General features: G+C 38.2%; 11 protein-coding genes and 1 riboswitch. Of the genes, 10 read left to right on the top strand and 1 reads right to left on the bottom strand.

Annotation, left to right across the window (positions count from 1 at the left end; all coding sequences use genetic code 11):
- Nucleotides 1-393: 393 nt before the first annotated feature.
- The 8 genes from MHI18_RS21760 (at nt 394) to MHI18_RS21725 (ending at nt 7,041) form a co-directional block, all read left to right on the top strand.
- The gene (locus tag MHI18_RS21760; protein WP_340850469.1) at nt 394-1,401 is read left to right on the top strand and encodes an LLM class flavin-dependent oxidoreductase; all 1,008 of its coding nucleotides are present in this window, start codon (nt 394-396) and stop codon (nt 1,399-1,401) included.
- A gap of 143 nt (nt 1,402-1,544) precedes the next feature.
- Nucleotides 1,545-2,936, top strand: coding sequence for a TldD/PmbA family protein (locus MHI18_RS21755; protein WP_340850468.1), 1,392 nt, complete (start codon nt 1,545-1,547; stop codon nt 2,934-2,936).
- A 1-nt stretch (nt 2,937) separates the two neighbouring features.
- On the top strand, nt 2,938-4,290 hold the full coding sequence (locus tag MHI18_RS21750; protein ID WP_340850467.1) for a TldD/PmbA family protein: 1,353 nt from the start codon (nt 2,938-2,940) through the stop codon (nt 4,288-4,290).
- 634 nt (nt 4,291-4,924) lie between these two features.
- Nucleotides 4,925-5,080 (top strand): hypothetical protein, encoded by a 156-nt coding sequence (locus MHI18_RS21745; RefSeq protein WP_340850466.1) that lies wholly within the window; start codon nt 4,925-4,927, stop codon nt 5,078-5,080.
- Between the two features lie 308 nt (nt 5,081-5,388).
- Complete coding sequence (locus MHI18_RS21740) at nt 5,389-5,985, top strand: hypothetical protein (protein WP_340850465.1); 597 nt, start codon at nt 5,389-5,391, stop codon at nt 5,983-5,985.
- A 39-nt stretch (nt 5,986-6,024) separates the two neighbouring features.
- Nucleotides 6,025-6,195, top strand: a complete 171-nt coding sequence (locus tag MHI18_RS21735) for a hypothetical protein (protein ID WP_340850464.1) — start codon at nt 6,025-6,027, stop codon at nt 6,193-6,195.
- A gap of 60 nt (nt 6,196-6,255) precedes the next feature.
- Entirely contained in the window at nt 6,256-6,426 is a 171-nt protein-coding gene (locus MHI18_RS21730) for a hypothetical protein (protein ID WP_340850463.1), read from the top strand.
- A gap of 57 nt (nt 6,427-6,483) precedes the next feature.
- The gene (locus MHI18_RS21725) at nt 6,484-7,041 is read left to right on the top strand and encodes an AAA family ATPase (protein ID WP_340850462.1); all 558 of its coding nucleotides are present in this window, start codon (nt 6,484-6,486) and stop codon (nt 7,039-7,041) included.
- Between the two features lie 69 nt (nt 7,042-7,110).
- Here MHI18_RS21725 and pdxR read toward each other — a convergent pair whose 3' ends face one another.
- Nucleotides 7,111-8,508 (bottom strand): MocR-like pyridoxine biosynthesis transcription factor PdxR, encoded by a 1,398-nt coding sequence (gene pdxR / locus MHI18_RS21720; RefSeq protein ID WP_340850461.1) that lies wholly within the window; start codon nt 8,506-8,508, stop codon nt 7,111-7,113.
- Nucleotides 8,509-8,629: 121 nt separating this feature from the next.
- On the opposite strand from pdxR, the gene pdxS reads away from it, so the two are divergent.
- Nucleotides 8,630-9,517, top strand: coding sequence for a pyridoxal 5'-phosphate synthase lyase subunit PdxS (gene pdxS / locus MHI18_RS21715; protein ID WP_340850460.1), 888 nt, complete (start codon nt 8,630-8,632; stop codon nt 9,515-9,517).
- A gap of 1 nt (nt 9,518) precedes the next feature.
- Nucleotides 9,519-10,109, top strand: a complete 591-nt coding sequence (gene pdxT, locus MHI18_RS21710) for a pyridoxal 5'-phosphate synthase glutaminase subunit PdxT (RefSeq protein ID WP_340850459.1) — start codon at nt 9,519-9,521, stop codon at nt 10,107-10,109.
- 87 nt (nt 10,110-10,196) lie between these two features.
- Nucleotides 10,197-10,302, top strand: a riboswitch (SAM riboswitch).
- The last annotated feature ends 109 nt before the right edge of the window (nt 10,303-10,411 follow it).

Raw genomic sequence — 10,411 nt, 5'->3', positions numbered from 1 at the left:
GTTTAACATGAAAATCAACTTCCTTTCCCTATTTGATTAAAATATGAGTCCCTTTGTTTTGTAAAAGATATCGCGTTATCTATGTCTTTATCTTACATCCATTATTTACTATAATCAATAACTTTGTGAAGTATTTCACAAATAAAAAGGGATGCTGTCACATAATTTCCACAATTCAAATAGAAGGGTAAAAAAAGAATAATTAGTGACTATCTTGTGCCTAAATAGGAATGATTTATTGACATGATGATTCTCGATATAGGTGCCTGAGCATGTATGTGAAGCATCTTTAGTGCATTATTTCTAGCTTTCAGCTATCATTGGCTTCAAAAGGAGCTTGTTTTATTAAACATCCTTATACTTTGTAACTACTTTTAGAAAGAAGTGGAATGAATGGCTGCTAAACAATTACATGAAATCAAGTATTCGGTTTTAGACTTAGCAAGTATCACAGAAGGCAGTACAGCTTCTACTGCTTTTCAGAATTCACTTACCCTTGCACAACATGTTGAAAAGCTCGGGTATCATCGATATTGGGTCGCGGAACATCATAGCATGCCTGGAATAGCCAGCTCTGCCACTTCCGTCGTTATTGGATATCTGGCTGCAGGAACATCAAAAATTCGTGTTGGTTCTGGCGGTATCATGTTACCGAACCATGCTTCATTAGTTATTGCTGAGCAATTTGGAACATTGGAAGCTATGTATCCTGGCCGAATTGATCTTGGTCTTGGGCGTGCTCCAGGCAGTGATCAGCGAACTGCGATGGCTTTACGAGGGGATATTCGTAATCAAGGTCAAGATTTCCCCCATCAATTAGAAGAATTGCGCAGCTATTTCGATCCAGCTTCTAAGCATAATGCAGTCCGTGCCATACCAGGTGAAGGGCAGAAGGTTCCTATCTGGCTTCTTGGTTCTAGCGGATTTAGTGCACGATTAGCGGCGAATTTAGGGCTTCCATTTGCGTTTGCCAGCCATTTTTCACCGGAAAATACACTTCCAGCACTTGCTATTTACCGCGATCACTTTAAGCCTTCCGACGTTCTTTCAGAACCGTATGCCATGGTTGGCATGAATGTCTTTGCTGCTGACACAACAGAAGAAGCGAAAAAACTGGCTACTTCTCATCAACAGCAATTTCTCAGCTTAATTCGGAACACGCCAGGTCAGCTGCCGCCGCCAGTCGATACGATGGAAGGACGATGGAATCCTTACGAAGAAGCGGCAGTTGAAAAAAATCTTAAATCATCGATTATTGGTAATCCTATTGAAGTCAAAGAACAGTTGCAAAAGTTCCTTGATGACACACAAGCAGATGAAATGATGATTAATAGTTCTATCTATGATCAGACAGCAAGACTTCATTCCTATGAAATCGTTACTGAAGCAACGCGTAAATAATGACTAAACCTGCAGGTTGTGCCTGCAGGTTTTTTTCCGTCTTAAGGAGGAGTAAGCATAACACTTAAGTTGGTATTAAATGGATGAAAAAAGTTATATAATTAGAATGTTCAGTTTTTATATAATGGAAACGAGGGATTATGATGCTTGCAAAATCGGTGATTGATGATGTACTTGAAGCAGCTCTATCTACTGGAGGAGACTTTTCTGAGGTATTTGTAGAAAACCGTTATAGTAATCAATTAGCACTTCAGGGCGGGCAAGTGGAAAAAAGTCTGTCTGGAAGAGAATTTGGGATTGGTATCCGAATTTTTAAGGATTTTCAAAGTGTGTATACGTATACAACGGATGATAGCAGAGAGGGACTGATTAAGGCGGCAAAAAAGGCCGCACAGGCCATTAAAGGTGAACATATTCTTCAGCCAACTTCTCTTGAAAGACAAGCTATTGAATCTCTTCATCCAATTCTTCTTCATCCCAGAGAAGTTGAAAAAAAACGGAAGGTAGACGTGATGAAGAAAACGTATGAATTGGCTAAGAACTACCATTCTAGTATTGAACAAGTATCCATAAGATTGTTCGACGACGAACAAAACGTCCTGATTGCTAACTCAGAGGGTACCTTTGTCGAGGATCAGCGTATCCGCAGCCGGCTATCTATCCAGTCCATTGCCTCGGATGGAATTCAAATGCAGACAGGTGGATACAGCCCAGGTGCTTTTAAAGGGTTTGAATTCTTTGAAAATCTAAATCTAGAACATTATGCTTTTGAGGCTTCACGTATGGCAGTCACTATGCTTGGTGCTGAGCACTGTCCGAGTGGCAAATACCCTGTGATTATTGATAATGAATTCGGTGGTGTTATTTTTCATGAAGCATGTGGACATGGACTTGAGGCTACATCTGTTGCTAAAAATAATTCTGTCTTTGCTAACCGGATTGGTGAAAAGGTAGCATCCAATCTTGTCACGTATATAGATGATGGAACATTGGCTAATGAATGGGGATCAATCACAATCGATGATGAAGGTGAACGTGCTCGGAAAAATGTCCTGATTGAAAATGGGATTCTTACAGGTTATTTAATTGATAAATTCAACAGCAGGAGGATGGGAATGACTTCGACAGGTTCAGGAAGACGTCAGTCCTATCGCTTTGCACCGACTTCCCGAATGACAAATACCTATATTGCCCCTGGTCAATCTACTAATGAAGAGATTATTAGCAATACCGAACGTGGGATCTATGCGAAATATATGGGCGGAGGTCAGGTGAATCCTGCAACAGGAGACTATAATTTTTCAGTTATGGAAGCGTACTTAGTTGAAAACGGAAAAATCCGTAAACCTTTACGTGGGGCTACCTTAATTGGAAATGGACCGGAAACGATTCAGTTAGTCGATATGGTTGGAAAACATCTTGGTCATGGTGCTGGAATGTGCGGATCTGAAAGCGGCAGTATTCCTGTTAATGTTGGACAACCAATGATTCGTGTGAGCGAAATGACGGTTGGCGGAAGAATGGGGGAAGAATAAGATGAATCTACAAACTTTTAAAGATCGATTATTTGCTTTTGGTAGTGAGCACGGATTTGCTGACATGGAGCTAGCTTACGTGCGGGAGGAGAAGTTTGCCTGCAGCCTCTTTGAAACAGAAATTGATTCTTATAATACTTCAGAAACATATGGGATTGCTTTTCGTGGACTATTCAAAGGAAAAATGGGATCTGCCTTTACGGAAAAAATGGATGAAGACTCGGTTACATACCTAATACAAGAGGCCAAGGAGAACGCGGAAGTAATTGAATCGGATGAACCTGAAGAAATTTTCCCTGGCAGTCAGTTTTACAAACAGCCTGACTTTTTTTCTGAAAAACTGGCACAAGTTTCGATAGTAGATAAAATTGCGCTGTTAAAATCAACAGAACCGTTTGTATTTGAAGCTGATAAACGAGTAACGGCAATTGAAACCTTCGTTATTCAAAGTAGTGAAGTGGAAAGAGGATTACTAAACAGTAAAGGACTTTCACTAAACGAACGAAAAAATGATTTTCTAATTGCTCTATCTGTTGTAGTGAAAGAGAATAATCAAATTAAAAATGGATTTATTGTTAAAAGTACACAGGATTTTTCAGATTTAGTTCCAGAACAATTAGCCCGTGCAGCTGTTGAGGATGGAATTTCACAACTTGATGCAAAGTCATTAAAAAGCGGGGATTATCCAGTTGTCATCCGTCATGATGCTGCCGCTTTGTTATTAACCGCATACTCAAGTATTTTTTCTGCTGAAAATGTTCAGAAGGGCCAGTCTCTATTAAAAGATAAAGAAGGCAAAAGTATTGCCAGCCCCTTAGTGAGTATTATCGATGATCCGTTTGAAAAGCAAGGACTTGCTTGCCGAAGCTTTGATGATGAGGGAGTCGCGACTTCATACAGAGAGATTGTGTCATCGGGGACGCTCAAAACCTTGCTTTATAATCTACAAACAGCCAAAAAGGCAGACAGACAATCAACCGGTCACGGGTATAAATCCTCCTATAACAGCAGCCCGGAAATTGCGCCTACTAATTTCTTTATTATTCCTTCTGAAGGAGAAGGAAATTTGGTAGCTAAAGTAGAAGAAGGCATATTAATTACAGGTCTTTCAGGATTGCATTCTGGTGCTAATACCATTTCAGGAGACTTTTCCTTGGCTGCAAGCGGATTGTTTATTGAAGGCGGTGTCGTTAAACATGCGATTAAACAAATGACAATTGCGGGGAACTTCTTTGAACTGTTAAAGAAAATTGAAGCAGTCGGTTCAGATTTAGAATTTTGTTTCATCCAAATGGGCGGAAACTGTGGATCACCCTCGTTATTAATAAAAGAACTTGCCGTCACAATAGAATAATAGATAAGTTAGTTCTTCGTGTAACCGTTAGTAAAGAATAGTGGTCAATTTTCCATGATTGCTGTTCTTTTTTCAGTGACTCTCCTCTTTCCTTATTTAGATTGTTAATTTGTTTGGGATTCTACTCTATTATTTTCAATTGAGTAAAATCTTAAGAAGGCCTTATACACTAAAAAAGCCACAGCAAGTAGTAGTGCTGTGGCTATATTGTAATCTCTTATTTGTTATTAGGAACATCATCGGGCTTAAATTTATTTATGATAAACTTTACAATTGGGGCACCTATAATTACGAAAAATATTAAAAACATAATAAAGTTAAATGTGTAGTGGACAATAGTACTGAAAATGTTAATGAACCTCCTTTAAAACTCTATGTAAGTGTATCATTAATTTAAAAACAATGAAAAGACTTCTCCTCGTTTCCTTACCTTTTAAAGCCCTCAGATACAAGTTGGATTCTTCTTATGTGGATTACTTTCCTAAAGCTTTGATCTTATATATTTTAAGGAAAAAGTTAATGAAATTAAAGGATTAGTGAAGCATTCACTCAGCAAGAGAGTTTTGCAAATATAGCATTTTTTATTAAAAATTTTGTGGTAAAATATAGTAATTAATTATTTTAGGGGATGGGTATGCAGAGGATACTTAGTTTTTATAAAAACATAGCGTTAGATCTATTTTCAATGATGAAAGGATTTACCTACGGATTTTTTATCTTTGGATTGTTTATGGTGATTATGGTTGCTTTAGTATACGGTATTCTCTTTCTGAAAAATATAATCTTATAACTCTGAATGACTAATGCAGGGACAGAAATAATCATCCAGAATAAAAATGAATACATCAGAAAAGAGGTGCTACTATCGACAAGATTGAGGTTATAAATTTAGTTCCTACGTTCTTAAACTTTTTCGAAAAAGCAAATCAAGTTGGAATAAATAAGATAGATCGATGGGCTTTATGGGAAGAACATTATAACTTCGCTGCCATTCCTCCTGGTGAAGATGGGCGGAAATTAGCTAAGTCATTATTTGAGAATGCATGGGGTACATATCAAAAATATATTGAATTTATACAAAAGTGGGAACCTAATCAGATGGTGTTAGAAAGTCGTCTGGAAGAAGTGAAAACGCTTTTAGGATGTAAAAGCAGCTTGGATTTTGTCCTTATTTATTTTGTGGGTGCTTTTGACAATAATCCATTTGTTGCTCCTTTTGATCAAAATCGGAATGCATTATGTTTACCCATTGAAAGCGGAAACTCTGAAATCCTATTGGTACATGAACTAACACATATTGTCCATGCAAAAACCGCAAATCTTACTTTAGGCTGGCAGCGCACAATTGCACTCACGATCTTGGAGGAAGGGTTAGCCACTCGTGTTAGTAAATTCTTAGTACCAGGAGAAGAAGATGAACGGTATATTGAACATAAAAAGGATTGGTTAACATCATGTATGGGAAAGAAAGAAGAAATTTTTAAAGGGATTTTTCCGTATCTGGATGATGACTCTTCCGAAACGGTATATAAATTTACGATTGGAAAGGGAACGACTAATCAGGAAAGAGAAGCTTACTATGTAGGATGGGAATTGGTAAATACCTTACTAAAGCAAGGCGTATCATTTAAAGAACTTGCGAGGATAGAAGAGAAAGACATTCCTATTTTATTTAAGGATTTATTGATTTCTTAAGTATTAGTGAGTTGCTCGAAGGATTGGAGGAAAGAAAAGATGAAAATTGCTTGGTATATAAATTTGTTTGGGTTAATTTTTTCAATGATTGGTTTCACTAAAATAGGAAATAGTAATTCTCACAATCTATTTTTAATTAGCGGGTTAACGATCCAATCCATTGCAGTAGTGATGTACTACATAAGTAAGTTTAAAGGAGACCGTGCGTAAAAGGTAATTCCTGAGAATTAATCTTTAACTGAATTTATAATTGAGATTGGAGAGTTTTTTATGAATATGAAGTCACCTATGTTTTTCGTTTGGATAATTGGTATTGCTATGATTGCCTTTTTTACAGGGGAAATAGCGACAGTCATGATGTTGTTTTTAATATTAATTACGCTAAATGCCATTCATTTAGTTATCCAAGATTTTTATCATGATTGGAAAAGCAGGTTATAATGTGAGAGATGAGAGTAGGAAAGGTCTCTACTCAAAGTAATTAGCAGGAGGTAAACTATGAAACTTGTGCTCTTATTTGGACCTCAAGCAGTGGGTAAAATGACTGTCGGTCATGAATTAGAAAAGGTAACTGATTTGAGATTGTTTCACAACCACATGACCATTGAATTACTTGAACCATTTTTCAAATTTAGTCCTGAGATGTGGAGACTATCAGATTTATTTAGAACAGAAATATTTAAAGCCGTTTCTGAGAGTGAGCTGAAAGGCTTGATATTTACCTATGTGTGGGCATTTGACCAACCAGATGATTGGAAATATGTAGACGATCTCTGTAAAATTTTCCAATCAAAAGGGGCAACCATTTATTTCGTTGAGTTAGAATCTGAACTGAATGTGAGACTAGAACGAAACAAAAGTCCGCACAGACTTGAGCACAAACCTACCAAAAGGAACATAGATTGGTCAGAAAATGAATTAAGGGAGTCCATGAAAAAATACAGATTGAACTCCTTCGACGGGGAATTAAAAAAAGAAAATTACATAAAAATTAATAATACTAAATTAAGTGCGATAGAAGTAGCTAACCTAATTTCGACAAGATTTAATTTATAATCATGTGAGCTTGAAAGTACTTTCAAGCTCTTTTTTATGTTCATTGAACGATAAGGAGTTCATATCCTGTTAAAACCCCCAGCTCTCTAATAAACCATTCAGTGCCTCTGTTAGTTTAGTCTCTGGGATGCCAGCAAAGCCAAGAATGATTTGTGGATGTGAAAGGTTCTGTTTTACCATTGAGTAGAGCGAGACTGGATAGATTTTAAATCCAGCTGCTGCAGCTTTTGTGACGAGTGCGTCTTCAGTCATTCCATTGTTAACTGCTAATACAACATGAAGCCCCGATTGCTCACCAATGACTGTGATCGTAGAAGAATAGGGCTTAATTGAGGCTAATACCCTTTCTAACTTACGACGGTAAAGTTTACGCATTCGATTCAAATGTTTCTCGAAGTCACCCATTCTCATAAATTCCGTTAAGATATGTTGATCTATTCGTGAAACAGTAGAGTGGTAGAAAGAGAGATTTTGCTGATGCCTAGTGAGCAGCTGTTTTGGCAGGACCATATAGCTGATTCGAATGGATGGCATAAGTGATTTTGAAAACGATCCTAAGTAGATGACTTTCTCTGTGTTATCTAAGCTCTGTAGGGAGGGAATTGCTTTACCAGTATATCGAAATTCACTATCATAATCGTCTTCAATAATAAATCGATCTGTATGCCCGCTGGCCCAGTTTAATAATTGTGTCCGTCTGTTAACAGACAAAACGGTTCCGTAGGGAAAGTGATGGGAAGGGGTCACATAAACGATATTAATCGGTGAGTTCTCGACATTTTTCACGATAAGGCCTTCTTCATCTACCGCGAGTGGATAGACTTGGTGATTATAGCAAGTTAAAATTTGCTGTATCAGATGATATCCGGGATCTTCGACACCATAAATGGTGGTTGGATTTAACAATAGAACGAGCTGCTGTAAAAGAACCTCAATTCCAGCCCCAACAATAATTTGCTCTGGACTGCATTTTACACCTCTTGCATGGTAAAGGTATACTGCGATTTCATGCCGCAGCTCTATTTCTCCTTGAGAGTCCCCTAGCAGCAGCCATTCATGATGGTCTTCTTGCATACTATTTTTGGCATATTTTCGCCATTGTTGAAAGGGAAAGTTTTCTGTGTCAATCTGACTAGGATGAAAATCAATAGTAATTGAATTCTTTTGTTGATTCGTCTGTAAGGGAAGTGTACTTTTTGCCCCGATATATTCCAAATCTTCCGATGCCATCACGAAATAGCCTTTACGTGGAATAACCTCGAGGTAGCCTTCAGCGGTCAGCTGTTCGTAAGCTGTTTCAACTGTGTTTAAACTTATATGTAAGACATCTGCTAACTTACGTTTTGAGGGAAGCTTGGTTTGGAAAAGCAGTCTGCCTTCCGTAATTTCTGCTTTAATATGTGCGTATAATTGTTCGTACATTGGAATGGAACTGTCTCTATTTAATTCAACGGCTAACCTGTCCATCTAGTCTCCTACTTTCTCTGAACCCATCGTTTTATATAAAACTGACACTTTTAATACATTCACTTCATTTTTATACTAAAGAACAAATAGTAAAAAATCAAATAAATTGGGAGATGAAGAGATGAATAAAGTAATAGCAACGGATGCGATTAAACGAGGGATGGCTCATATGCAAAAGGGCGGAGTCATCATGGATGTTGTCAATGCCGAGCAAGCTAAGATTGCGGAAGCAGCAGGTGCAGTAGCTGTAATGGCCTTGGAAAGAGTGCCTTCTGATATTCGTGCAGCTGGAGGAGTCGCAAGAATGGCTGATCCAAGAATTACTGAAGCTGTACTGAATGCTGTCTCGATTCCTGTAATGGCAAAAGCAAGAATTGGACATATCGTCGAAGCTAGAGTGTTAGAAGCCATGGGGGTAGATTATATTGATGAAAGTGAAGTTTTGACCCCCGCTGATGAAGAATTTCATATCCTGAAAAGCCAGTTTACCGTGCCATTTGTCTGCGGCTGTCGCGATTTAGGGGAAGCTGCTCGGAGAATTGGTGAAGGAGCGTCAATGCTTCGTACAAAAGGTGAACCAGGTACGGGAAATATTGTGGAAGCTGTTCGTCATATGCGTAAAGTTCAGGCTCAAATTAGAAAAATAATCTTAATGAATGACGATGAATTAATGGTTGAAGCGAAGAACTTAGGAGCTCCATATGAGATTCTTAAACAAATTAAAAAAGAAGGGAAATTACCGGTCGTGAACTTTGCTGCAGGGGGTGTGGCTACTCCATCAGACGCTGCATTGATGATGGAACTCGGGGCAGATGGTGTATTCGTCGGTTCTGGCGTATTTAAATCGGAAAATCCAGAGAAGTTTGCCAACGCGATTGTTCAGGCAACGACGTTTTATCAAGATTATGAATTAATTGGGGCGCTTTCTAAGGAACTTGGATCTCCAATGACAGGTATTGATATGTCTAAGCTTGCTGCGGCAGACCGTATGCAGGAGCGAGGATTGTAACATGGCAGTTATTGGTGTATTAGCCTTGCAGGGTGCTGTGGAGGAACATCTGAAACAAATAATCAATACTGGGTCTGAAGCTGTTATTGTCAAACATCCTAAACAGCTAGAAAAACTGGATGGGCTGATTATCCCAGGTGGTGAAAGTACAGCGATTGGGAGGTTAATGGCTCGGTATGGATTTATCGATGCAATTAAAGATTTTTCTAATCAAAAAAAACCAATATTCGGTACCTGTGCCGGCATGGTCCTCGTTGCCAATGAGCTTGAAGGGTCTGAGTCTGCTCATTTAGAAATCATGGACATCATCGTTAAACGAAATGGTTTTGGAAGACAAATTGATAGTTTTGAAGCAAATATCGATATAAAAGGAATGGAGGCTCCTTTTCAAGCATTATTTATACGTGCACCGTATATTTTATCAACAGGTGATCAGGTTGAAATTCTAGCACGTATAGATGAAAAAATAGTCGCCGCCCGCTGTGATCATATGCTAGTCAGCGCGTTTCATCCAGAACTAACTGATGATAACCGTTTTTATAAAATGTTCAGTGAAATGGTTGAATCGTCAATGGTAAGCCATTCATCTTAACAGCTCCGAATATAGTAAATGAGTATGGTTTTTATATATAATCTTGACAGAAACTATTCGAACAATTATGATAATTACAACTTAATATTCTTATCAAGAGAAGCTGAGGGACTGGCCCTTTGAAGCTTCAGCAACCTATGCTTTCGAGCAAGCAGGTGCTAAATCCAGCAAGTAGTGTCTTGAGAGATAAGAGTAGATTCAAAATGTCCTCTTTCTCTATGAATGGGGATATTTTTGTGTGTTAGAAAAATTATTTCAAGCAGCAAGACGATAAAACACGAACCAGGAAAGGATCCTACACT

Source organism: Peribacillus sp. FSL H8-0477 (assembly GCF_038002765.1).
Taxonomy (GTDB): Bacteria; Bacillota; Bacilli; order Bacillales; family DSM-1321; genus Peribacillus.
The sequence above is the reverse complement of the archived record's forward strand: the minus strand, read 5'-3'. Positions and strand labels throughout refer to the sequence as shown.

What these genes read in the sequence shown, in the direction of transcription:
- pdxR (WP_340850461.1), bottom strand. Translation starts at nt 8,508, where the DNA reads ATGGACAGGTTAGCCGTTGAATTAAATAGAGACAGTTCCATTCCAATG.
- MHI18_RS21755 (WP_340850468.1), top strand. Translation starts at nt 1,545, where the DNA reads ATGCTTGCAAAATCGGTGATTGATGATGTACTTGAAGCAGCTCTATCT.
- MHI18_RS21745 (WP_340850466.1), top strand. Translation starts at nt 4,925, where the DNA reads ATGCAGAGGATACTTAGTTTTTATAAAAACATAGCGTTAGATCTATTT.
- pdxT (WP_340850459.1), top strand. Translation starts at nt 9,519, where the DNA reads ATGGCAGTTATTGGTGTATTAGCCTTGCAGGGTGCTGTGGAGGAACAT.
- MHI18_RS21725 (WP_340850462.1), top strand. Translation starts at nt 6,484, where the DNA reads ATGAAACTTGTGCTCTTATTTGGACCTCAAGCAGTGGGTAAAATGACT.
- pdxS (WP_340850460.1), top strand. Translation starts at nt 8,630, where the DNA reads ATGAATAAAGTAATAGCAACGGATGCGATTAAACGAGGGATGGCTCAT.
- MHI18_RS21760 (WP_340850469.1), top strand. Translation starts at nt 394, where the DNA reads ATGGCTGCTAAACAATTACATGAAATCAAGTATTCGGTTTTAGACTTA.
- MHI18_RS21750 (WP_340850467.1), top strand. Translation starts at nt 2,938, where the DNA reads ATGAATCTACAAACTTTTAAAGATCGATTATTTGCTTTTGGTAGTGAG.
- MHI18_RS21735 (WP_340850464.1), top strand. Translation starts at nt 6,025, where the DNA reads ATGAAAATTGCTTGGTATATAAATTTGTTTGGGTTAATTTTTTCAATG.
- MHI18_RS21740 (WP_340850465.1), top strand. Translation starts at nt 5,389, where the DNA reads ATGGTGTTAGAAAGTCGTCTGGAAGAAGTGAAAACGCTTTTAGGATGT.
- MHI18_RS21730 (WP_340850463.1), top strand. Translation starts at nt 6,256, where the DNA reads ATGAATATGAAGTCACCTATGTTTTTCGTTTGGATAATTGGTATTGCT.